Origin of the sequence: Zoogloea sp. 1C4 (assembly GCF_009469605.1) — a bacterium.
Lineage (GTDB): Bacteria > Pseudomonadota > Gammaproteobacteria > Burkholderiales > Rhodocyclaceae > Zoogloea > Zoogloea oryzae.
Window position 1 is genome coordinate 124,077 of sequence record NZ_SSXU01000009.1, and the last position, 22,313, is coordinate 146,389.

At 64.6% G+C, this 22,313-nt stretch carries 24 protein-coding genes and 1 pseudogene; 19 read left to right on the plus strand and 6 right to left on the minus strand.

Annotation, left to right across the window (positions count from 1 at the left end; genetic code table 11):
- Window positions 1-39 precede the first annotated feature (39 nt).
- From GH681_RS12950 to GH681_RS12970, 5 genes are all read left to right on the plus strand, one after another.
- Window positions 40-405, plus strand: a complete 366-nt coding sequence (locus tag GH681_RS12950; protein WP_017462940.1) for a hypothetical protein — start codon at window positions 40-42, stop codon at window positions 403-405.
- An 84-nt stretch (window positions 406-489) separates the two neighbouring features.
- Window positions 490-1,140 carry a hypothetical protein gene (locus GH681_RS12955; protein WP_017462939.1) on the plus strand — a complete coding sequence of 217 codons (651 nt, stop codon included), beginning with the start codon at window positions 490-492 and terminating at the stop codon, window positions 1,138-1,140.
- A 65-nt stretch (window positions 1,141-1,205) separates the two neighbouring features.
- Window positions 1,206-2,315 carry a DUF6094 domain-containing protein gene (locus GH681_RS12960; protein ID WP_153161880.1) on the plus strand — a complete coding sequence of 370 codons (1,110 nt, stop codon included), beginning with the start codon at window positions 1,206-1,208 and terminating at the stop codon, window positions 2,313-2,315.
- A 122-nt stretch (window positions 2,316-2,437) separates the two neighbouring features.
- Window positions 2,438-2,743 (plus strand): hypothetical protein, encoded by a 306-nt coding sequence (locus GH681_RS12965; RefSeq protein ID WP_153161881.1) that lies wholly within the window; start codon window positions 2,438-2,440, stop codon window positions 2,741-2,743.
- A gap of 110 nt (window positions 2,744-2,853) precedes the next feature.
- Entirely contained in the window at window positions 2,854-5,124 is a 2,271-nt protein-coding gene (locus tag GH681_RS12970) for a helicase-related protein (protein WP_153161882.1), read from the plus strand.
- Between the two features lie 43 nt (window positions 5,125-5,167).
- Here the strand turns inward: GH681_RS12970 and GH681_RS12975 are convergent, their stop codons facing one another.
- Window positions 5,168-5,911 carry a hypothetical protein gene (locus GH681_RS12975; protein WP_017462935.1) on the minus strand — a complete coding sequence of 248 codons (744 nt, stop codon included), beginning with the start codon at window positions 5,909-5,911 and terminating at the stop codon, window positions 5,168-5,170.
- Between the two features lie 144 nt (window positions 5,912-6,055).
- Here GH681_RS12975 and GH681_RS12980 point away from each other — a divergent pair, with 144 nt between their 5' ends.
- From GH681_RS12980 to GH681_RS13010, 7 genes are read left to right on the plus strand one after another with little or no spacing between them, the layout of a single operon-like run.
- A complete protein-coding gene (locus GH681_RS12980; RefSeq protein ID WP_153161883.1) occupies window positions 6,056-6,607 on the plus strand; it encodes a PilL N-terminal domain-containing protein in 552 nt (183 codons plus the stop codon).
- Entirely contained in the window at window positions 6,604-7,251 is a 648-nt protein-coding gene (locus GH681_RS12985; RefSeq protein ID WP_153161884.1) for a hypothetical protein, read from the plus strand. Before GH681_RS12980 ends, GH681_RS12985 begins: the two co-directional genes overlap by 4 nt.
- A gap of 9 nt (window positions 7,252-7,260) precedes the next feature.
- Window positions 7,261-7,980 carry a TIGR03759 family integrating conjugative element protein gene (locus GH681_RS12990; RefSeq protein WP_153161885.1) on the plus strand — a complete coding sequence of 240 codons (720 nt, stop codon included), beginning with the start codon at window positions 7,261-7,263 and terminating at the stop codon, window positions 7,978-7,980.
- Window positions 7,965-8,585, plus strand: a complete 621-nt coding sequence (locus tag GH681_RS12995) for a lytic transglycosylase domain-containing protein (protein WP_153161886.1) — start codon at window positions 7,965-7,967, stop codon at window positions 8,583-8,585. Before GH681_RS12990 ends, GH681_RS12995 begins: the two co-directional genes overlap by 16 nt.
- Window positions 8,582-9,115, plus strand: coding sequence for an integrating conjugative element protein (locus tag GH681_RS13000; protein WP_017462930.1), 534 nt, complete (start codon window positions 8,582-8,584; stop codon window positions 9,113-9,115). Before GH681_RS12995 ends, GH681_RS13000 begins: the two co-directional genes overlap by 4 nt.
- Before the next feature lie 8 nt (window positions 9,116-9,123).
- Window positions 9,124-11,280, plus strand: coding sequence for a type IV conjugative transfer system coupling protein TraD (gene traD, locus GH681_RS13005; protein WP_153161887.1), 2,157 nt, complete (start codon window positions 9,124-9,126; stop codon window positions 11,278-11,280).
- Window positions 11,277-12,026: a TIGR03747 family integrating conjugative element membrane protein gene (locus GH681_RS13010; protein WP_017462928.1), complete on the plus strand. Its 750-nt coding sequence runs from the start codon at window positions 11,277-11,279 to the stop codon at window positions 12,024-12,026. The genes traD and GH681_RS13010 overlap by 4 nt, the downstream gene beginning before the upstream one ends.
- A gap of 57 nt (window positions 12,027-12,083) precedes the next feature.
- Here the strand turns inward: GH681_RS13010 and GH681_RS13015 are convergent, their stop codons facing one another.
- Both GH681_RS13015 and GH681_RS13020 read right to left on the minus strand, forming a co-directional pair.
- Entirely contained in the window at window positions 12,084-12,953 is an 870-nt protein-coding gene (locus GH681_RS13015; RefSeq protein ID WP_017462927.1) for an ImmA/IrrE family metallo-endopeptidase, read from the minus strand.
- A 2-nt stretch (window positions 12,954-12,955) separates the two neighbouring features.
- Entirely contained in the window at window positions 12,956-13,345 is a 390-nt protein-coding gene (locus GH681_RS13020) for a helix-turn-helix transcriptional regulator (RefSeq protein ID WP_017462926.1), read from the minus strand.
- Window positions 13,346-13,633: 288 nt separating this feature from the next.
- On the opposite strand from GH681_RS13020, the gene GH681_RS13025 reads away from it, so the two are divergent.
- The 6 genes and pseudogenes from GH681_RS13025 to GH681_RS13050 form a co-directional block, all read left to right on the plus strand.
- Window positions 13,634-13,858, plus strand: a complete 225-nt coding sequence (locus GH681_RS13025) for a DUF2188 domain-containing protein (protein ID WP_023093135.1) — start codon at window positions 13,634-13,636, stop codon at window positions 13,856-13,858.
- Between the two features lie 6 nt (window positions 13,859-13,864).
- On the plus strand, window positions 13,865-14,866 hold the full coding sequence (locus GH681_RS13030) for a CBASS cGAMP-activated phospholipase (RefSeq protein WP_017462924.1): 1,002 nt from the start codon (window positions 13,865-13,867) through the stop codon (window positions 14,864-14,866).
- Window positions 14,860-16,002 (plus strand): cyclic GMP-AMP synthase DncV-like nucleotidyltransferase, encoded by a 1,143-nt coding sequence (locus tag GH681_RS13035; protein WP_017462923.1) that lies wholly within the window; start codon window positions 14,860-14,862, stop codon window positions 16,000-16,002. Before GH681_RS13030 ends, GH681_RS13035 begins: the two co-directional genes overlap by 7 nt.
- Window positions 15,999-17,630, plus strand: a complete 1,632-nt coding sequence (locus GH681_RS13040) for a ThiF family adenylyltransferase (RefSeq protein ID WP_077566026.1) — start codon at window positions 15,999-16,001, stop codon at window positions 17,628-17,630. Before GH681_RS13035 ends, GH681_RS13040 begins: the two co-directional genes overlap by 4 nt.
- The gene (locus GH681_RS13045; protein WP_153161888.1) at window positions 17,618-18,094 is read left to right on the plus strand and encodes a Mov34/MPN/PAD-1 family protein; all 477 of its coding nucleotides are present in this window, start codon (window positions 17,618-17,620) and stop codon (window positions 18,092-18,094) included. Before GH681_RS13040 ends, GH681_RS13045 begins: the two co-directional genes overlap by 13 nt.
- A 29-nt stretch (window positions 18,095-18,123) precedes the next feature.
- Window positions 18,124-18,351 (plus strand): annotated as a pseudogene (locus tag GH681_RS13050) (DUF4400 domain-containing protein); the annotation flags it as partial.
- Here GH681_RS13050 and GH681_RS13055 read toward each other — a convergent pair.
- The 3 genes from GH681_RS13055 to GH681_RS13065 all read right to left on the minus strand — a co-directional run bounded on the left by GH681_RS13055 (window position 18,348) and on the right by GH681_RS13065 (window position 21,931).
- Window positions 18,348-19,766 (minus strand): UvrD-helicase domain-containing protein, encoded by a 1,419-nt coding sequence (locus GH681_RS13055; protein WP_153161889.1) that lies wholly within the window; start codon window positions 19,764-19,766, stop codon window positions 18,348-18,350. The pseudogene GH681_RS13050 and the gene GH681_RS13055 overlap by 4 nt on opposite strands.
- Window positions 19,753-21,486 (minus strand): ATP-dependent endonuclease, encoded by a 1,734-nt coding sequence (locus tag GH681_RS13060; protein ID WP_153161890.1) that lies wholly within the window; start codon window positions 21,484-21,486, stop codon window positions 19,753-19,755. The genes GH681_RS13055 and GH681_RS13060 overlap by 14 nt, the downstream gene beginning before the upstream one ends.
- A gap of 94 nt (window positions 21,487-21,580) precedes the next feature.
- Complete coding sequence (locus GH681_RS13065; protein WP_153161891.1) at window positions 21,581-21,931, minus strand: helix-turn-helix domain-containing protein; 351 nt, start codon at window positions 21,929-21,931, stop codon at window positions 21,581-21,583.
- 111 nt (window positions 21,932-22,042) lie between these two features.
- On the opposite strand from GH681_RS13065, the gene GH681_RS13070 reads away from it, so the two are divergent.
- On the plus strand, window positions 22,043-22,294 hold the full coding sequence (locus GH681_RS13070; RefSeq protein WP_228111897.1) for a helix-turn-helix domain-containing protein: 252 nt from the start codon (window positions 22,043-22,045) through the stop codon (window positions 22,292-22,294).
- Window positions 22,295-22,313 lie beyond the last annotated feature (19 nt).

Genomic DNA, 22,313 nt, shown 5'->3' on the forward strand with positions numbered 1-22,313 from the left:
GACGGGGAGGGCTCCGGCCATTTCTTCAAGGAGACCTTCATGGGCTGGACCTTCGTTCGTCAGACGCGCGATCAGTTGATCCGCGAGCTGATCGCTCCGCAGGCGTCCGAACGCGCTTGCTGCGAAGTCATCGACCACACGCTGGACGGCGACGTTCTGTGGACCGTGGTTCGCGTCACCGCCAAGCAAGCGGGCGTCATGGGCCTCGCGGCCGGTGAGTCCGTCTGCTACATCGGCTGCCATCTGCTGGAAAGCTCGGGCGGCGATTGGGGCTACAAGTCCCTCGATGAGTCCGTGCATCCGTACTACTACTCGTGCCCGCTGCGCTATCTCGACATGGCGCCGGTGCAAAGCCCCGAGTGGCGCGAGCGGGTTCACCGCTTCCACGCGGGCCGCGCTGTCTAGCGGCACGCATCTTCCTTCACCCAACCGGGGCGAGCACGGCCCCGCGGGCTGTGGTTGCTCCTTCATTTCCAAGAGGACATCACCATGCCTGCACCTTCTTCCGCGAAACCGCTGTACCGCATCGACGAATGCCCCGACCTCATGGCCGACGGTTGCGTCGGTGACGAGCAGGGCAATCTCGTCTTTCTCTCGATCTGGGCGCGCGACACCGCCGTTCAGGAGTTCCTTGCCCGCCTGACCCTCGGCCGGGATGAACAGGGGCTCGACCAGTTCCACGTCATCACCGAGCAGGGCGCATCCATCCCGGTCTTCGTCGGCAACGTCGAGAACCTGGAAAAGCGCATCACCCGCGCCTATCGGCGAACGCTGTTCGGTTCGCTGACGAATGTGTGGCTGTTCGATCGTCGCTGCGTGAAGCCAGACAAGGCCAACGCCAGCGCGCTAGCGCTTCTGCCCAGGAATTCCGCTCACCGGCTCGACCGGCTGTGGACGCTGGTGCAGGACACCTGCCCGCTGCCACTGCTCGACCACTGGCGCGACACCGTGCTGGAGCTGTTGCAGACACGGCGGATGCTGACCGGTCTTCCCTTGGCCCTCGGGCCGCTGGAAGGCCATCGGCTGGCCCTCGATGTTCCGGCGCTGACGAAGGCGTTGGGCGAGCTGATCCGCAACGGCACCCTCGGCACCACGCAGTACGAACTGGCCGCGAACGCACCGCTTCGGCGTGTGGCGTGAGCCATCCCCACGGGCATGCGCGCCGCGCGTGCCCGCCTTCCCTCATCCATCACCAGGAGAAATCCATGGCACTCATGTTTCCGCGCCTGGCGCGCAATTTCATTCGTAACGGCTACTTCCCCACCGACGAGCCGACGCTGGAGCGGGCCTTGTCCGCACTGGTGCCGTCTCCCGGCTCCATGTCCATCCTCGATCCCTGCGCCGGCGAAGGCGTGGCGATCGCCGAAGCCGCCCACGCCCTCGGGCGCGAGCAGGTCCAGGCCTTCGCCGTCGAGTACGACGCCGAGCGTGCCCGCCACGCACGGCAACTGGTCGATCGCTGCATCCACGGTGACCTGATGGACACGCTGATCTCGCGCCAGTCCTTCGGGCTGCTGTGGCTGAACCCGCCGTATGGCGACCTGAGCAAGGACGTGAACGGCAACATCGGCTATCAGGGCCAGGGCCGTGCGCGGCTGGAAAAGCTGTTCTATCAGCGCGCGCTGCCGCTGCTGCAGTACGGTGGCGTGCTGATCTTCATCGTGCCGTCCTACGTGCTCGACGCCGAGCTGGTCGGATGGCTGACGCGCCACTTCGCCGACCTGCGCATCTACCGTGCGGTGGAAACGCAGTTCAAGCAGGTGGTGATCTTCGGTCGCAGGATTCGTCAGCGCGACCAGGCATCGGATTCGGTCAAGGCCACCCGCGGTCTGCTGCTGCAGATCGGACAGGGCGACGCCGAAGCCGAGGAGCTGCCGATCGAATGGCCGTTCCTGCCCTACACCGTCCCTGCCAGCCCGGCCGAGCCGGAGCACTTCTATCGCGTGACGATGGAGCCCGAGCAGTTCGCCGATGAAGTCGGCCGGCTGCAAGGTCTCTGGCCGGCGCTCGATACCCACCTGGGCGCCGCGCAGCAATCGCTGCGTCCGCCCGCGCGGGCCTTGTCGCACTGGCATCTCGCCTTGGCCTTGGCCGCAGGCGCGATCTCCGGCGTGGTGAAGTCCAAGTCGGGGCGAGTGCTGGTGGTCAAAGGTGACACCCACAAGGAGAAGACTCTCCAGACGGAATACACCGAACGCGACGACGGCTCCGTGGCCGAGACGCGCATCCTCACCGACAAGTTCGTGCCGGTCATTCGTGCATGGGACTTGACGCTGGGCTCGCCTACGTGGGGCGAAGTGCTGACCATCCGCTGATCGCTGATCGCTGATCGCTGATCGCGGTTCCCTGACGGTTCGCCGTCGCTTTCATCCACCCACCGGGGTCACGTTGCCCCGATGGGGTGCCGCGGCCCCTTCTTCCAGAAGGAGAAACCACCATGGCACTCGCAGTCCTCAACCTCGCGTCACAAGCACGCTTTTCGCCAGGGCAGGTGGTCATGACCGCCGGCGTTGACGAGCTGGTCCGACAGGGCTGGCTCAACCCCTCGCCGTACCTGCGCCGCCATCTTCATGGCGATTGGGGCGACCTGGACGACAGCGATCGACGGCAGAACGACGCCGCGCTGCAATCCGGTGAGGATCGTCTGTTCTCGTCCTACCAGGTCACGCGCGACCTGAAGCTCTGGATCATCACCGAATGGGATCGCAGCGTCACCACGCTGCTGTTGCCCAGCGAATACTGATCCGCATCCAGCGGCACCTACACGTTTCTATGCCGCATCTTTCTTCCCACCCAGGGGCATGTCACCGCCCCGTGGGGGAGGTGCATGCCTCATTTTTTTGGAGCATCACCATGTCCCTCGATCTCGAAACCGTTCTCGAAACCGCTGTGCAGGGCGACCTGCTCGAAGCGGCCGCTTCACCCCTCACGCTCAGCCTGCAGGACTTCGTGTCCGAGTTCGGCGACGAGCTGCTCGACTCGCTCAACCGCGCCAATCCTCCGGTCTACACCGGCCAGGTGCGGGTGCATCGGCAACTGATCCTCGCCGCGCTCAAGCGCAAGCTGTTCCCGGCGCAAGCCGATGTGGTCCACGCCGTCACCGAGCTGTTGGTCGATCGCGGCGAACGCGCCGCGATCGTCAACGGCGAGATGGGCTGCGGCAAGACGACGGTGGGTATTGCCACCGCCGCCGTGCTCAACGCCGAAGGCTACCGCCGCACCCTGGTGCTCTCGCCACCCCACTTGGTCTACAAGTGGCGGCGCGAAATCCAGGAGACGGTGGCCGGGGCCAAGGTCTGGGTGCTCAACGGCCCGGACACGCTGGTCAAGCTGCTGAAACTGCGTGAGCAGTTGGGCGTGCCGGCGCAGGGCCAGGAGTTCTTCGTCCTGGGCCGCGTGCGGATGCGGATGGGGTTCCACTGGAAGCCTGTCTTCGTTCGGCGGCGCACGCCTCACGGCGACGTGGGGGCCTGCCCGGCTTGCGGGCATGTCATCACCGACCTGGACGGCGAGCCTGTCAACACCATCGATCTAGAAGCGGAAGAGTCCCGCCGTAAATGCAGCCACTGCACCTCACCGCTGTGGACGCTGATCCGTCCCAGAGGCCTGTCCGCCAGCGACCAGTCCTCGACCGTGCTCAAGGCACTGAAGCGTATTCCAACCATTGGCGAAGTCACCGCGCAGAAGCTGATGCAGAAGTTCGGTGACGCCTTCCTCGCGTCGATGCTCGGGGACAACATCCACGAGTTCATCAACCTGATGGATGGCAACGGCGAGCTGGTCTTCTCGGACCGGCAAGCCCACCGCATGGAACGTGCGATGGCCAACATGGAGTTCGGCTTCGGCGAGGGCGGCTACCAGCCGTCCGAGTTCATCAAGAGGCAGCTTCCCCAAGGCACGTTCGACCTGCTCATCGCCGACGAGGCGCACGAGTACAAGAACGGCGGCTCCGCACAGGGCCAGGCCATGGGGGTGTTGGCGGCCAAGGCGCGCAAGACGCTATTGCTCACCGGCACACTGATGGGCGGCTACGGCGACGACCTGTTCCACCTGCTGTTCCGAGCCCTGCCTGGGCGGATGATCGAAGACGGCTACCGCCCGACCAAGAGCGGCAGCATGACCTCGGCCGCGATGGCGTTCATGCGCGATCACGGCGTGCTCAAGGACATCTATTCCGAGAGCGCGGGCACGGCGCACAAGACGGCCAAGGGCACCAAGGTATCGGTGCGCACGGTCAAAGCGCCGGGGTTCGGTCCCAAGGGCGTGCTGCGTTGCGTCCTGCCGTTCACGGTCTTCCTCAAGCTGAAGGACATCGGTGGCAACGTGCTGCCGCCCTACGACGAGGAGTTCCGCGAAGTCGCGATGGACACGGCGCAAGCCGCGGCCTACCGCGATCTGGCGGGTCGGCTGACCCAGGAGCTGAAGCAGGCCTTGGCGAAGCGCGACACGACGCTGCTCGGTGTGGTCCTCAACGTGCTGCTGGCCTGGCCGGACTGCTGCTTCCGGTCGGAAACGGTGGTGCATCCGCGCACGCGCAACACCTTGGCGTTCGTTCCGGCTCAGTTCAACGAGCTGGAGGTGATGCCCAAGGAACGCGAGCTGATCGAGATCTGCAAGCAGGAGAAGGCAGAAGGGCGCAAGACCCTGGTCTATTCGGTCTACACCGGCACGCGCGACACCACGTCGCGTTTGAAGGTGCTGCTGGAGCAGGAAGGCTTCAAGGTGGCGGTGCTGCGCGCGAGCGTGGATGCCTCCCGCCGCGAGGACTGGATCGCCGAGCAGTTGGACCGTGGCATCGACGTGCTCATCACCAATCCCGAGCTGGTGAAAACCGGCCTGGACTTGCTGGAGTTCCCGACCATCGTGTTCCTCCAGTCCGGCTACAACGTGTATTCGTTGCAGCAGGCCGCCCGGCGCTCCTGGCGCATCGGCCAGAAGCAGCCGGTGCGCGTGATCTACCTCGGCTACGCCAACTCCTCGCAGATGACCTGCCTGGGGTTGATGGCCCGGAAGATCATGGTGTCGCAATCCACCTCGGGCGACGTTCCTGAATCCGGGCTCGATGTCCTGAACCAGGATGGCGACTCGGTGGAGGTGGCACTGGCTCGGCAGTTGGTGCATTGAGCGTTGCTGAACTTGGCGGCCCCTTCGGGGGCCGCTTCTTTCTTCAGCAAAGCCCGCGGGCTTCCCGTTCCTTGTCCCGCAGTTCTTGATCCAGCGGCGGGTAGTAGATCACGTCGGGAGGGGTGTCCGAGAACCAGGCCCACTTCAGGATGAAACCAGCGCACAGCAGGGTGACCGCCGTGACGATGGGCGCCCAGCCGGCCAGCGCCTCGACGATCGTGCCGATCAAGCCGACGCTACCGGAGATCCACTGCACGAGCAGCCAATCCGCCAGCGCCGCCAGAAGGGCTGCCGCCGTCAGCTCGCCGGCTCGCTCCCGAGCCAGTCTCTCGGCCTGCTTCTTCTGTTCATGTGCCTCATACATGCGGAACAGGAAATTGTCCTTCTCGCGCAGAGCCAGGTTTCGGAAGTCGCGTGCAGGTGCATATCCCAGTGGCCTCTGGTAGGCCGGCTCAGCCGAAGCCGTGAGAAAGCCCGGCAGCCAACTGAGGACGATAACGCTGATCTGACGCAGCACGATCAGGACGACGGGGATCACGATGGCTACCGCGAAGCTGAAGGCGACGACGAGGACTGCGACCCATCCCACATCACTCAGTAGCGCCTTGTCGCCGGCCGACCACTGCCACAGCCCTCGACCGGCACGAAGCATCATGGCCATGTCGAGGAACAGGACGAGGCAAATCAACCGCAACGCCCAGTGGGCATCCCAGGCTCTCTCCAGCGCTCCAAGACCTTTTTCGACAGCGGCGGTGCTGCCCGCTTTATCTGCATCGTCTTTCGCCAACTTCCTTCTCCTTGTTTGGGTGGTCGAACTGTGTAGCGAGCGCCCCTTCTTGGGGAAATGGGGCGCCGCGCGTTTCGGATTTTCGGCAGCCCGCGCAGCACGGTTCTGCAATGGTGCAGGCATCCCGTCACCGTGGGGTGCCACATGCTGCCGTCTTTGCCTCGTTTCCTCTGCATCTTCGTCGTGCTCAGCGGCCTGCTGTCCGGCTGCACGACGACACCGGCCACCCCTGACCACATAGAAGCGCCGCCACCCGACGAGCCAGCTTTGGAGCAGCGACTGGTGCCCGTGGCCCGCTACGGCCGCTACACCCTGGTCGAGCTGGTGCCGGAACCTGCGCAGCGTGATCTCTTGCAGCAGGCGGTGGAGGTCTCGATTCCGCCCATGCTCGATGCCAGCGTGGGCGATGCCATGCGCCACGTATTGCTGCGCTCCGGCTATCGGCTCTGCGATGCGGCCGAGGCCGCTACGCTCTACGCGCTGCCGCTGCCTGCCGCACACCTGCGCCTGGGCCCGCTGATGCTGCGCGATGCCTTGCTGACCCTTGCCGGCCCCGCCTGGGAGCTGTCGGTCGATGACTTGACCCGCCAAGTCTGCTTCAGCCGGCACGGTGCTCCCACCTTCCATTCCGCTGACCCGCCCGGCACCGCCACGCCCGTGCCGGACGCCGACCGGCCCGAGGAGATGCAGCCATGACCTTCCCCCAAGCGCCATCCGAGCGCAATTCCCGCACGCGCTGGCTCAAGGTCGCCGCGGCCTTCTGGCTGCTGCTCATCAGTGCCGTGGCACTCATCAACAGCGTCGGCCTGTCGCGGCTCGCCGAACAGACCCAGAGCACCGCACAGGATGCGCAGGTCAATGCGCTGGTCCTGCGCGTGGCCGATCTCGAACAACAGGCCGATGCGGACAAGCGCCGGCCGGCGCCGATCAGCCAGGCCGAATTCGCCACCGCGCGGCAGGCGCTGGACGAACGGATGGCGCGCCTCGAAGAGGCCGATGAGGCGAGGGCCTTGGCCGTCGACCTGCAGACGCTGCTGGCGCGCGTGAACGGAATCGAAACCCGCCTGGAGAAAACCCGGCAGGTGGCATCCGCCGCTCGCCCGCGCGCTCCGGTTACGACGAAGCCCAAGGCGCCGGAGCCGCCGTTCCGGGTGCTCGGCGTGGAGCTGCGTGGAGGCGAGCGCTTTCTGTCGATCACCTCCACCGCCGCGGCCTCGCTCGCGGGTGCCCGGCTGCTGCGCGAGGGCGATGCCGAGGGCGGCTGGCAACTGCAGTCCATCGAGGCGCAGGCGGGCGTGTTCCAGGTGAACGGCCAGACGCAGCGCGTTGCGGTGCCGTAGGAGGTCGCCATGAACCTGCGGCCCTTGCTCGCTGCCATCGTGCTGTTCGCCGCTTTCGGCGCATCCGCCCAGCCGGCCCCGGTGACGAACTCGCGCATGGTGCCCGCCCAGGTGCAGCCGGGCACTGATGCCGCGCTCGACGAGAGGCAGGCGCGGGAGTGGGGGCTTCAGCCCGAGGAGTGGGCACGTTACCGGCAACTGATGCAGGGGCCGCTCGGGGTCTATTCGCCCCAGCTCGATCCGCTCACGGCGCTGGGCATCGAGGCCCGCAGCGAGGAGGAGCGCAGGCGCTATGCGGAGTTGCAGGTGCAGGCCGAGGCCCGGCGCGTCGGCAAGACGCTGGCCTACCAGCGGGCCTACGACGCGGCGTGGCAGCGCCTGTTTCCCGGCCAGCCGCGCGTGAGCCTCCCCGGCGCCAAGGCGCAGGGTGCCGGCAACACCGGCTCCGGGCGCCTGGCGGTCTTCGTCAAGGCCGACTGCGCACCGTGCGCGCAGCGCGTGCAGCAGTTGCAGGCGGCCGGCACGGCCTTCGATCTCTACATGGTCGGCAGCCGTCAGGACGACGCGCGCATCCGGCAGTGGGCCACCCAGGCGGGCATCGACCCGGCCAGGGTGCGCGCCCGCACCATCACGCTCAACCACGATGCGGGGCGCTGGCTGTCGCTCGGCCTGCCCGGCGAGCTGCCGGCCGTGGTGCGCGAGGTGAACGGCCAGTGGCAGCGGCAATAGGTACTCCGGGCCGGGAGCGTCGGCCGTCCCGCGTCGCCATCCGCTGCGCCAGCGCCGCGCTGCTGCTCGCCACCGGCGGCTGGGCGTTGGCCGCCCTGGCGCGGGAAGTGCCGCCGCCGGCCTATCGACTGGCGGCGCATCGTGCAGACGTGCCGGCGGCGGTGCTGTACGCGGTGGCCTTGCAGGAGAGCGGCGCCATGCTGCGCGGGCGCCTGATCCCCTGGCCGTGGACGCTCAACGTCGCCGGCACGCCGCAGCGCTACGCCACCCGCGCCGAGGCCTGTGCGGGGCTGCGCCGGGCGCTCGCCCACACGCCGGCCAATCGCATCGACGCCGGTCTCGGCCAGGTCAATCTCGGCTACCACACGCATCGCTACACGCAGCCCTGCGAGCTGCTGGACCCGTACCGCAACCTCGCCATCGCGGCGGAAATCCTGCGCGAACAGTACACGCCGGGCGAGGACTGGCTGCTTGCCATCGGCCGCTATCACCGGCCCGCCGGCGGGGCACCCGCGGCGCGCTACCGGCGCAGTGTGCATCGGCACCTGACCCGCGTGCTCGACCCCGGCGTTCCCGTTCCAACCCTTCAGGCCACTACGCCATGAACCACATCGTTCTCATCGCCGCCATCGGGCTGCTGTCCACGACCACCGTCTTCGCCCAGACCGCCTCCGCGCCGCTGATCGTCGTCGAAGACCGTGGCGGCGACTCCGCGCTGCCGTACTACCAGTCGCTGAATCCTCAGCCAGATCAGGCCACGCCGCCGGCCCCGATGCCGGCCCCTCGCGCGGGCAACACGGCCGACGCCGAAGCCGCCATGCTGCCGGTGCGCTCGACGCAACTGTCGCCGGGCGAGGTGCAGCGCCGCGTCATCCGGGCGCCGGGCCTGACGGCGCTGTTCCTGATCGGCGACGACGAGCGTTCGCGCGCCTGGCTGCGGCAGCGGCAGGCGGCGCTGCGCGAGCTGGGCGCCGTGGGCCTGGTGGTCAACGTGGAGTCGGTGGCCGCGCTGACGGCGCTGCGTAGGCTGGCTCCCGGCCTCACCCTCTCGCCGGTCTCCGGCGACGACCTGGCCCAGCGCCTGGGCCTGCGCCACTACCCGGTGCTCATCACGGCCACCGGTGTCGAGCAGTAGGTGCGCAAATGGCCCAACCGCATGCGGTCGAGGTGCTGCTGCGGCCAGCGGTGGAGCTTCATACCGTGGCGGTCTGCGCCGGCGCCGCGATTCTGTGCCTGGTGGCACCGTGGTCGCTCGCGCTGAACCCGCTGCTCGGCCTGGGCTCGGCGCTGGCCTTCCTGACCTTCGGCGCGATTCGCCTGCGCGATGCCTGGGCGATCCTGCGCTATCGCCGCAACATCCGCCGTCTGCCGCGCTACGTGATGACCAGCCGCGACGTGCCGGTGAGTCAGCAACGGCTGTTCGTCGGCCGGGGTTTTCGCTGGGAGCAGCGGCACACGCACCGGCTGATGCAGACCTACCGGCCGGAGTTCCGCCGCTATGTCGAGCCGACCGTGATCTACCGGGCCGCCCGGCGGCTGGAGGAGCGGCTTGAGTTCGCTCCGTTTCCTGTCTCGAAGCTGGCGCGCGCGCTGGCCTGGGACAGCCCGCTCAACCCGGCGCGGCCGCTGCCGCCGCTCGGCGGAATGCCGCGCCTGCATGGCATCGAGCCGCACGAGGTCGATGTCACGCTGCCGCTGGGCGAGCGCGTCGGCCACACCCTGGTGCTGGGCACCACGCGCGTGGGCAAGACGCGGCTGGCCGAGCTGTTCGTCACCCAGGACATCCGCCGCAAGGTCCGCGGCGAGCACGAGGTGGTGATCGTCTTCGACCCCAAGGGCGATGCGGACCTGTTGAAGCGCATGTACGTCGAGGCCAAGCGCGCCGGGCGCGAAGGCGAGTTCTACGTGTTCCATCTGGGCTGGCCGGACATCTCGGCGCGCTACAACGCCGTGGGCCGGTTCGGGCGGATCTCCGAAGTAGCCACGCGCATCGCCGGGCAGCTCTCGGGCGAAGGCAACAGCGCCGCGTTCCGCGAATTCGCCTGGCGCTTCGTCAACATCATCGCCCGCGCCCTGGTCGAGCTGGGGCAGCGTCCCGACTACCTGCTGATCCAGCGCCACGTCATCAACATCGACGCGCTGTTCATCGAGTACGCCCAGCACTACTTCGCCAAAAACGAGCCGAAGGCCTGGGAGATCATCGTCCAGCTCGAAGCGAAGCTGAACGACAAGAACATCCCACGCAACATGATCGGGCGCGAGAAGCGCGTGGTGGCCCTCGAACAGTACCTGTCCCAGGTGCGCATCTATGACCCGGTGCTCGACGGCCTGCGCAGCGCCGTGCGCTACGACCGGACGTACTTCGACAAGATCGTCGCTTCGCTGCTGCCGCTGCTGGAGAAGCTCACCACCGGCAAGATCGCGCAACTGCTCGCGCCGAACTACTCCGATCTGAGCGACCCGCGGCCGATCTTCGACTGGATGCAGGTCATCCGCAAACGCGCGGTGGTCTACGTGGGGCTGGATGCGCTGTCCGACGCCGAAGTCGCGGCGGCGGTGGGCAACTCGATGTTCAGCGATCTGGTCTCGGTCGCCGGCCACATCTACAAGTTCGGCATCGACGACGGGCTACCCGGCGCCGCGGCGGGCACCAAGATTCCGATCAACGTCCATGCCGACGAATTCAATGAACTCATGGGCGACGAGTTCATCCCGATGGTCAACAAGGGCGGCGGTGCCGGCGTGCAGGTGACGGCCTACACGCAGACCTTGAGCGACATCGAGGCGCGCATCGGCAACCGCGCCAAGGCCGGCCAGGTGGTCGGCAACTTCAACAACCTGTTCATGCTGCGCGTGCGCGAGACCGCCACCGCCGAGCTGCTGACGCGACAACTGCCCAAGGTCGAGGTGTACGCCACGGCACTGATGAGCGGCGCCACCGACAGCTCCGACCCGCACGGCAATACCGCCTTCACGTCCAACACCCAGGACCGCATCAGCAGCAACAGCGTGCCGTTGATCGAGCCCGCGCATGTGGTGGCACTACCCAAGGGGCAATGCTTCGCGCTGACCGAGGGCGGCAACCTCTGGAAAGTCCGCATGCCGCTTCCGGCACCCGACCCCGACGAAGCCATGCCGAAGGATCTGCAGGAGCTGGCCGGCTACATGCGGCAGCACTACGTCGAGGCAGGAGACTGGTGGGAGAACCAAGGCATCCCCGGCTTGCAGGACAAAGCGCTGCCCGACGACCTGCTGGACGACTTCAAGCAGATGGCCGCGGCTGAAGAGGCCGAAGCGTGAGCGATCCGGCCGTCGCGGCCCAGCGCCAGCAGCAACGACAGCAAGGGCTGATCGCCGGCCTGGTCGCGCTGCCGTTCCGCTTCTTCGGCGTGCTGTGCGGCGCGCTGCTGCTGTGCATCCTGATCGAATGCGTCGGCATGCACTTCTTCTGGCCCGAGCAGGGCTGGCGCCACGCGCAGGGCATGCTGCACTACGAGCTGGATCAGCTCTCCACGCATTTCACGCGCAGCGCGCTGGTGCAGGAGCCTGGGCGCACCGCGCACCGGCTGGTCGAGCAGGGCTACGACTGGCTGTTCGTGAAGAGCGGCCTGCTGGACTGGATACGCGACGCCTCGGGGCAGGCCAGCGCCGGCAGCCATCGCCCGACCAAGGATTTCCGCTACTACATCGGCTTGGTCTACGTGAACGTGGAGAGCTACCTGATCGCGGCGGCCTACACGACGCTGGTCTTCCTCGTGCGGCTGCTGGTGCTGTGCCTGACCCTGCCGCTGTTCCTGATGGCCGCCTTCGTCGGCCTCGTGGACGGCCTGGTGCGCCGGGACATCCGCCGCTTCGGCGCGGGACGCGAATCGGGGTTCATCTATCACCGCGCCAGGGCCAGCCTGATCCCATTGGCCGTGCTGCCGTGGGTGACTTACCTGGCACTGCCGGTCAGCGTGAACCCGTTGCTGATCCTGCTGCCCAGCGCCGCGTTGCTCGGCGTGGCGGTGTGCATTGCGGCGGCGACGTTCAAGAAGTACCTGTAAGAACGCGCGAATGGCGTATAGGAGTAACCTCCTTGCGGTCGTGGCCGTGATCGCTTTTCAGCGGCGCCTGCTTCGCCCCGGCCATGGCAGTTCTCCCGTCAGTTCAGCCAAGCCTCCATCGTCTTCGACACGTGCGCCGAAGCGGTTCACCTCAACCTCCGGCAAATCGTCGCTGTCGAACCATAGCAAGGAGATGGTGGTATCGGTGCGCTGGTAATGTCTTGAAAGTTCCCAGAGGTCAAGGCCCTTTTCCCAGTTGTCGAACCAGACGTCCTGTGAAACTTCCCCCGTATCAGTGGAGCTATTCCCTGAAGAGCGGATTCGGTGAGCCACGGAGCCTGCTGGAATGACCGACCTGGGAGGTATCCAGGCCCCAGCTTGCCGCAAGGCCGTTGAGCGTGCGGCATACCGCACCGCACCGCGCTCCATGGTGACGAATGCGCACGGCATGTCACTAAGACTGGCAAACCTTGACGCCGCTGCAGGGAATGATGTGCCGAACAAGTCGGCCATGTGTTGGATGAGATCCAGGGAGGGCTCTTCCTTGGGAACAGCGGAGAGCCATTGCTGATAGGGCATCAGCAGTTCAGCGGCAAACGTGTCGCAGGCGATCTCGTTCGGATGTCGCTTTGCATAGGACCATGACGGCACCTCGTCGTGACTTGATTCCAAGCCGAGCACGATATGAGCTATTTCGTGGCAGACAGTGAAGCGCTGGCGCTCTTCGGTTTCCAGCGAATTCACCGTGATGATGTGCTTCCCGTTCGGCTTGGTAACGGTATAGCCGGACTCCCCATCGCCAAGCTCATCCTTCTTGACCTTGGCGTTAGCCGCGGTCACATACGGGGACAGGTCTTCTCGGATGTTCGAAACATCGACTCTCGCGACAAACGCGCGCGCTCTCTGCCTGACATCCGCCTCGTCCATGTTCAGTCGTCCTCGTCGTCGTCGAAGGCCTTCTTGATTCGGGCGATGAGCGTCGCGGGATCAGGCCTTGCATTTCCCCGATGCCTGACTCCAGCCGCGGCCGAAAAAACATCGATGCTGATCGAGGGATCTTGTAGCACGAATTCAACAAGGCTTGGATCAGCATCTGCGTGGTCAACCAGCCACATCACGAGTGCGGCATCTCTTTCCCCAGGCTTGAGAACCTTCAATAGCTTCTCAACCAAGTCTTGGGATGGGTTTGTCTTCTCGCCTGTTTCGAGACGGTGGACATAAGCATGATCAACTGACGATAGCTGGCCGATCTCACGCAGGGAAAGGGTTCTGCGTTCGCGTAGCGTCTTGAGGGCGACGCCTAGGCCTGTTTGCGGCATGAGTTCTGATCCTTGCGGTTGCGGGAAGAAGGGCCAAGCCCTCTGTTGCCCCTCCACATCCGGTTGATGTTCAAAGGCGCACACCGCACGCCCAGTTGCACCGGCGCACGCGCTCTGATACATTGTTGTCCAGCCAGACAACAGATGTAGGTTTTACGCCTGCTCCAGGTTGGATTGGCTCGGCCTTCCTGTTGTCTGCGTGAGCAACGAATTGTGCTACAGCGGGCGGCCGTTGACAACCTAGCCGAGCGGCTGGGACTTCGATAGTTCCACTGTAGGAGAGTCATCATGGCAGGCAAGAATCAGCATGTTGTTCCTCATCAGGACGGTTGGGCCGTGAAGGGAGCCGGCAATCAGCGGGCGACCTCCGTGCACGACACGCAGCAACAGGCCATTGACGCAGCGAGGGATATCGCACGCAACCAGCAATCCGAACTCGTCATCCATCGTCCGGATGGCCGTATCCGTGACAAGGACAGCCACGGCAACGACTCCTTCCCGCCGAAGGGCTGAAGTGCCATGACGGGCATCCCTACCTACCATGTGCTCGCCCTGTCAGGGGGCGGTTATCGCGGCCTGTACACCGCCACGGTTCTCGCCGAACTCGAAACCGTGCTGGGCCGTCCGATCGCTTCGCACTTTGATCTGATTTGCGGCACATCGGCAGGAGGGATGCTGGCTTTGGGGCTGGCTGCGGAAATTCCGGCCTACGAACTCAAGGCACTGTTTGAAGAACAGGGCAGCCGCATCTTTGGCTGCCGCAGCCTGCCGCGGCGGCTTCTGGGATTCTGGCTGACTGCAAAGCATGACTCAGCGGGATTGAAAGAGGTACTGACCGAGCGCTTCCAAGGGACCACGATAGGTGACCTGAAGCATCGTGTTCTTGTGCCGGCAGTCAACTACTCGACGGGACGCGGGCAGTTCTTCAAGACACCGCACCATCCGTCCTTTGAGCTGGATCACCGCATGAAGGTCGTTGATGTGGCGTTGGCGACAGCCGCCGCGCCCGTCTACTTTCCTCTGGCGCGCAACGACCGCGGTGTCTTCGCGGATGGGGGGCTGGTGGGCAACGCCCCGGGCCTGTTCGGGTTGCACGAAGTCAAGACGTTCCTGGCGCCGAAGCAGGATGCGCTGGTTCGGGTCCTCGCCATCGGCACGATGACCATCGGTGCGACCGTTCGTGGCGGCGCCAGCCTCGACCGCGGATTCGGCAAGTGGCGCGGGGGACTCTTCGATCTCGTGATCTCCGCCCAGGAGTCGTCGGTGGACTACATGCTGCGGCAGGCGTTGGGCAACAACTACTTCCAGATCGACGACAAGGCGACGCCGGATCAAAGCAAGGACGTGAAGGCGCTGGATCGGGTTTCCATTGGCGCCACGAATACGCTCAAGGATCGCGGCAACCACGCGGCGCAGCGTGCGCTCGGCGATCCTCTTTTCCAACCATTTCGAGCGCACCAGGCCGGCGCTCCCATCTTCTATCACGGCCCCAACAAGAATGTTCCGGAGGCCGCATGCTGAACTTGAGCCCACTCTTCTTCACCACCCTTGATGACGAATCCTGCATGCACGACGAGCTGGATCTGACGCCTGGGCAGCGCGCCTGGATCGCCAGCGCACGCACTGACGTCAGGGACTGCCTGCGCACAGGCATCCCCCGCGTGCTTAGGGCAAACGGATACACGGAAGACGTGCCGCAGCCGCGCTTCTTCACGCAAGGGTCGTGGGCATACAAGACGCTGAACGCCCCGGCACAACACCCTCAGCAGGCGGATGTCGATGATGGCTGCTATCTGCCAATGAGTTTCGTCTCGCAGACGAAGCGTCCCAGCACTGCGGCGACGGTGTTCTTTGCCGCTGCGGAAGAAGCATTGAAGCCGCTGGTCGAGGAAAGGCGGTGGAAGCTTGTCACCGACAAGCCGACCTGCATCCGCATCGTCATTGCTGCGTATGCTCACATTGATATTCCTCTGTACGCCATTCCCGACGAGGAATTTGTCACGCTCGCAAAGGCTTCGATGGAGCGATATGGCTACGACTCGCTGACGGAAGCGGTGAACATGGCAGAGCGCGATGCCTGGACCGCGCTGCCGGCTGACAAGGTTCTCCTGGCCCATCGTGAATGCAACTGGATGTCCTCTGACCCGAGGCCCGTGAAGGAATGGTTCCTGGGCGAAGTGGAAGCCAAGGGGGAGCAGTTCCGCCGCGTGGTTCGTTACTTGAAGGCGTTCCGCGATTGGAAGTGGTCCAGCGGAGGACCTGCCTCGATCCTGTTGATGGCCGCCGCGGCCCCGCTCTTTGAGAAACGCGATAGGCGCGACGACCTCGCTCTGCTGGATGTCGTCGCGGCACTGCCAGCCCGGTTGCGTGGGGGAGTGAACAACCCCGTGGAAGAGTCCGAATCGCTCACGGAGCGACTTGGCCAAGCGGGTGTCGAAGATGCGGCCAAAGCATTCGAAGAGTTTGAGAAGGTGCTTCGCGGAGCAACCGGCGCCGGCAGTCCTTCACAGGCCTGCATCTGGATGCGAGGCGAATTCGGCCCGCGTTTTCCGAACGAGCCGGATCGGGTCAAGGTGGTGTCCGTTGCCGCCACCATTGCCGCGGCTCCCGCTACTGCTGGTCCTAGCGAACTCATCGGACGAACGAAAGCTGGATGAGCAGCGCCGCAGCGGTCGCAGACGTGATCGAGGCCTTCAAGCAGCGAGGCTTCGCGTTTGTTGGCAAGACGGATGACGGCTGGTTCAGGCTGCACGGGCGGTTGACCTCGCCCCAAGCGGACAAGGGTTGTCCGTGCGAAGTCCAGCTCGACCCCACGTTCTTCGACTTGCCTCGCATCCGGCTGCTGGAAATCCCTCCTGAGCTGCCCGCAGCGGTTCCTCATCTTGGCGCAGATGGCGGGCTTTGCTATCTCGCCAAGGGCACCGTCGTTCTGGACATCTACGATCCTGTCGGACAGTCGCTGGCGTGCCTGCAACGCGCGGCCGTCGTGTTCGGGCAGATCATGCAGGGGGAGATGATCGAAGACCTCGCGGAAGAGTTCTTCGCCTATTGGCACGGCTGGCATTGTTTCGTGGACATGCAAGGCGAGGATCTAGGGCGACAGAACTGCATCGTCGCGCATGCCAATGGGTGCCCCTTGTGGTTCATCACCGACAACGAAGATCGAACAACTGAAAAGCTGAAGTCGCTCGGCTACCAGGTCACCGATAGAACGGTGCTGACTTACCGAGTAAAGACCGGTGCTCAACCGCGCCCTCTGACTAGCAATTGGCCTCCTGAAACAGTCGGGGATATCCTGGCGTGGCAGAGCACTCTTGATCCCCGGTGCCGGCGCAAGATTCACGAGCGTATCAAGGAGGGGGAGAGGAAGAAGGCCAACGGAGTTCTGATCGTCATCGAGTCTCCGCTGATGACCTATGGCTTTGCGGTTCTCTACGACCGCCAAAGTCCTGTCCAAAAGAGCAAGCTCGCAGATCGCAGGGATTCGAGCTATGGGTTGAAGGTGATGCCCATTTCGGTGGTCAGAATTGACGATCGGTACCTTGCCCAGCGGAACATGCCGAACTCAAAGACGCTTGCAGGGAAGAACATCGCCGTCGTTGGATGCGGCACGATTGGTGGCTATCTGTCGGACATGCTTGTCAAGGCTGGGGCGGGGACATGTGGCGGAAAACTCACGTTGGTGGATTTCGATTGCTTTCTCCCGCAAAACATCGGGCGCCATCGCCTCGGATTCCCGGACCTGCTGTCGAACAAGGCCGAGGCTATGGCGAAGGAACTCAAGCGCTTGGCGCCAGGCGCCGAGATTCGCGCGCTGCCCGTGGATGTCAGGCATGCCCAACTGGGAGAGCTGGACCTGCTCATAGATGCCACCGGGGAAGAATCTCTCGGGCATTGGCTGTGCGGCCACTATCCGCCTCCGACGCCCATGCTTTCGGTCTGGATCGAGGGGCCGGGAACGGCTGTCCGTGCGCTCCTGAGGACGAAAGCATCTGATGCGTGCTATCGATGTCTTTGGCATAGCAACAGAAGAGGCGAGTTCCGTTCTATCACTGATCCTCTTCCTGCCATTCTGGCGGGGCATGGATGCGAAGGCTTGTACGTGCCATTCCCCGCTTCGGTGTCGGTGCACGCTGCCAGCCTGGGCGCTGAGATGACCCTCGATTGGGTCAACGGCGTTTATACCCCCGCGTTACGAACCAGGTTGATCGACCGCGCCCAGCAGCTTGCCACACCCGATTGCGATCCGCCGCGGGATCGGGAGTGCCCATTATGCAATTCATGAGTTCTTGGGAGGCCGACGACAACAGAACGCTGCTGCATTTTTCGAAGTCCACGCTGGAGACCTTCCGCCAGCATGTCCAGGCCAGTGATTCTGACTGCGAAGCTGGCGGGCTGCTACTCGGTTCGGTCCATGGAACTCACATGCTCATTGAGCATGCAACGGTTCCCACGGCATGGGACAAACGGTTTCGCTACCTGTTCGAGAGAATGCCATTCGGCCACGAAGCCATTGCACTGGCTCGATGGACGGCGAGCCAGGGAACCATCCGCTATTTGGGCGAATGGCACACCCATCCGGAAGACAACCCCAACCCGTCGGGCCTCGATAGATCGGAGTGGAACCGTCTGTCGGCCAAGCGTCGGGATAAGCGACCAACGCTCGCTGTCATTGTTGGCCGAAATGCCCTGTATATTGAGTTGGTGCCAGGCTCAGGCCAAGGATCAGTATTCTCCCCTGTGGAATAGCGGCACACAAACCAATGTCGTCGCAGCGTGCCGCCTTCGTCGGGCTGGTGGACATCCGCCGCTTCGGCGCGGGCCGCGAGTCGGGGTTCATCTATCACCGCGCCAGGGCCAGCCTGATCCCGCTGGCCGTACTGCCGTGGGTGACTTACCTGGCACTGCCGGTCAGCGTGAACCCGCTGCTGATCCTGCTGCCCAGCGCCGCATTGCTCTGCGTGGCGGTGTGCATTGCGGCGGCGACATTCAAGAAGTGTCTCTAACCGATCACTGGACTGGCGCTACACACTACGAGCTTCATCGACCCCCGGGTCATGGCGACGTAGAGGTTCTGCGCACTCATGCCCTCGATATTTAGCAGCACCGCGACTTCGGCTTCCAGCCCCTTGAGCAACAGCGTGCTGCCGACGGCGCGCTTTGGTAGCGGGCGCCCCAACAGCCGGTTCTCTTCCCGCACGCGCCGGGCCGCTTCTGTCAGAGGGACGGCCCCCGACGAGGCTTCTCGGAGCGCCTTGAGCACCCCGTAGAGGATGGCCGGCCGATGCACACGCACGTTCGGCAGTGCCCGCAGCTCCGACAACAGCGCGGCGGCCGCAGCGAGAGAGGGCGCGCGCCCGAACGCCAGTGCGCGGCTTTCTGCCTCGTTCGGAGGATTCCTTGCAGTTCCCTTTGCCAACGACTCCAGGCGCCGCGTCAACTCCGCCACGCCCACATTGGTCATGACGCTCTGCGCCAGCGCCAGTAACTGCGCGAGGGCATTCGGTGCCCCCGCATCAAAGTTGCTGGCGAAGGCGATGAGGTCTTGCAGATCGACGGCCTCGACCGTCGAAGCGCCCGGCGTCTGGCTCGCAAAGTTCTGCTGTGCTGCTCGGTTGCGGCTATCTGCGATGATGAGCACGCGCCCGTCAGCGGTTGGCGATGCCGTCCTCGCAGCGGCTAGGCGCTGGGCATGGTCGTTGGGTGGTACGGCCTGCATCCAGGTCACATGCTCCGGTGGCCCACTACGCAGATCCACCGACTGCCCCACCGCCAACAACCGGCGGGCCTCCAGCAACCATTGTCCCAGCGCTTCCGCGCCGGCGTTGCGCCATCGCCAGGGCGTTGCCAGTTCCCCGACGACAGGAAAATGCGCGCACACGTGCTGGTTCCAGTCGGCCAGCGCATTGCCCCGGAATCCGAAGATCGCCTGCATGGGGTCGCCCAGCACGCAGGTCGGCAAGATCAACGAGAGGAAATAGACGATGTAGTGCTGAGGCACCGAACAATCCTGGTACTCATCCACGATCAGATGCGCATATGAGGCTTTCAGCACCTCACTGACGTGCCCGGCTTGCAGGAGCTTCCAGGCGGCGTCGCGGATTGCCGGGTAGTCCCGCGCAGGTGCAGCCAGCCGCAGAATCTCCGGATCGTGGGCGCTGCGGCCGGGAAAGGTCGAGATGAGCCGGATGGCCCAGCCATCGATCGTGCTCAATCGATAGGTGCTTGCTGGCACACCGGCGCGGTCCAGCCGGCCGCGCAGGGCCGCGACCCCGGCGTTCGTGTGTGTCAGCACGAGGATGGGCTTGTTGCCCCGATGACCGGCAAGCGCGTGGGCAATCAACTGTGTCTTGCCGCAGCCGGCCGGTGCGGTGACGGTTCCGCGTTCGATTGCACGAAGGTCGATTTCAACGTGGTCCATCAGCGGCCCACCCGAATACCTGGTCCATCAGAGCACGGAAGCCCTGATCGCAAAGATGCAGGTCCGGTGCAACGATGGTCCTCGCCACGTCCTCCATCCACGAGATTTGCTTGAACCAGCCAGCCTTTCGGATGCGCGCCGCCTGACCAAGAATGGCCCTGCGCTCGGCCGACAGGAGGCCGGTGTTCTGGATCTCGTCCCAGATCTGCTGGAAGGTGAGCGTGTTGTTCGAGACGGTGCGCAGGTGTTCGATGATCAGGTCGCCATGCAATTCGTCGGCGTAGCCGATCAGCCTCTGGCAGGCAGCCGGCGTGAGACTGCCGAACAGCTCGTCCTCCAGCGCCCGGCCCGCTCGGTAGGCGACGACGGTGCCACCGTTCTGGACAAATGACTGCTCGATAGCAGGTGTGGGCTTCTTGTCATCGTCGCGCAGCACCATCACCCGGTAGCCCAGAGACTGGAATGCTGCGGCCCGGGCATACGGTCGATCCGGCTCCCCGCCGCCGCAGTCGACGAGGGCCACGCCTAATGCAGCCAGCGATGCATTCCCCTGGTCAAGCCTGTATAAGTCCAGTCCGCGCAGCAGGCCTATCTCGCTGGCTCCCTCGCACACGACCACGGAGCCAGCCAGGAAGGCCTCGGGATAGAGGCGGATCGTGCTCTGGATATCATTGTCGGCGCCGACCAGGCGAGCCTCGTGGCCGAGGGGGCCGCGGCGCAGGACGAAGAGTTGGCCGCCCGACAGTTCTCTCAGCGCCACGGGTGAGTGGGTGGTGAGGAACACCTGCAGCGGAGCTGCGGCCTCCTTGGCACCGAGGGAACCCAGGAACCGCGCGATGCGGTGCGGCTCCAGCCCGTACTCCAGTTCATCCGAGAGCACGATCGACGCCTGACCGGCCGCCTTGCGCTGCAGGCCAGCGACAAGCAGACGCGTGGACCCGACGCCCAGACTGCGAAGCGGGATGCCGCTTTCGTTGTGCAGGGAGATGGTGCCGCCACCGAACGACACCGAATGCGAATCCAGCAGCGCCTTAGCCTTGGCGCCGATGTTGACGCCCAGCTCCTGAGCAGTGGTGGTGACGATCCCCAGCGCTTCTCCCAACTGTTGTTCGGCCTGGTCTCCGAAGGCGCTGCGTGCATCCCTTGCGGCCTTGACCAGAGCGGCTGAAGCGTCGGCTCGCTCTTCCGAGATGCGGTTCAGTACCGAGCCGCGCTGCCATCCCAGGTTGAAGTCCGCCAGCGCGCCGATGCGAGTGGGCGCCAGGGCGACGCGATCCTTCCATGCGAGCGTCTTAACGATGCCTTGCTGTGCGGCGCGGTCGGAGACAAGGGTCCACGAGGGCTCCAGGTCACTGGCGACCGTCAAGTTCAGGCAGAGCACAACCTCCGCGCCGGCAGAGGGCTCGTCTTCGACGACGCCAGTGTTGGCATGGTATCCGCGCAGGAACGCACCGAAGCTCTCCAGCGTCCTCATGCTGTCATCGAGGTCGCCGAGCATCAGCGTGATGCTGATTGGGGTCGTGATGTCCAGGCCGAAGAAGTCCGCATCCGAGAACTGGACATTGCGCCTGGCCCCCAGGCATAGATCGATCGCGTCCAGTACCGTGGACTTGCCGCTGTCGCCCGGGCCGATCAGGCAGTTGATGCCTGGCGTCGGGCACCAGGCCAGCAGCTGGATGCCGCGGAAGTTGGCGATCTCGATTTTTCTGATTCGTGCCATGCCTATCCCCCGCGCATTGAAGCCGCTGCCACTGAAATCGCAGCACCTCACTATCCACTCGGGCCGCCTGCTGCAGGCCTCCTGCCCAGTTCTCCTACTTGGTAGGGCGAGACAGCGACTCGGCAAGCTCCAACAACTTTGCGACGTCTTCTGCGGGCAATGACGCCTCCTTGAGGTATCGCACTAAAGCCATCGCTTCAGGCTGCGCGTGCAAGTAGTCGACGACTTCAGGGTCAGTCGAATGCGATAGGCGGAACAAGACGTCGGGATCTGCCGCCAGCACCTTCGCTAGAGCTTTGATGACCTCGGGCCTAGGCGGAGACTCCTTGCCACGCTCGATACGGCTCAGGTAGGCCGGCGAAATGCCGACTATGCCTGCCGCCTCGCGCAACCCAAGGCTCTGCGCCACCCGAAGGTCGCGAATCGTCTCTCCAAAGCTAGTCATGCCGCACATCCTACCCCGAATGTTTAGTGTTGTGCAACATACAACACTCTTAGTAGACTGCGCCATTGTTTGGTAAAGTTTGCTCTTTCCTGCCGATGTTGGGCCAGGACCATGCCGGCCAACCTGCCCACGTCGTCACTTTTCAGGAGCGAACAAATGCTTGGGGAAGAGGTGTTCACGGTTAAAGAGGTCGCCACGCTCTTAAAGGTCGGCGAGAAGACGGTCTACTCCATGGCCCAGGCCGGAGAACTACCTGCGTTCAAGGTGCGAGGTCAGTGGCGATTCGCCCGAAAGGACATCGATGCATGGATAGAGCAGCAGAAACACACAACCCATGATTTCGGCGAGGAAGACCAGAAATGACCCCAGCCTCGGTGAACGG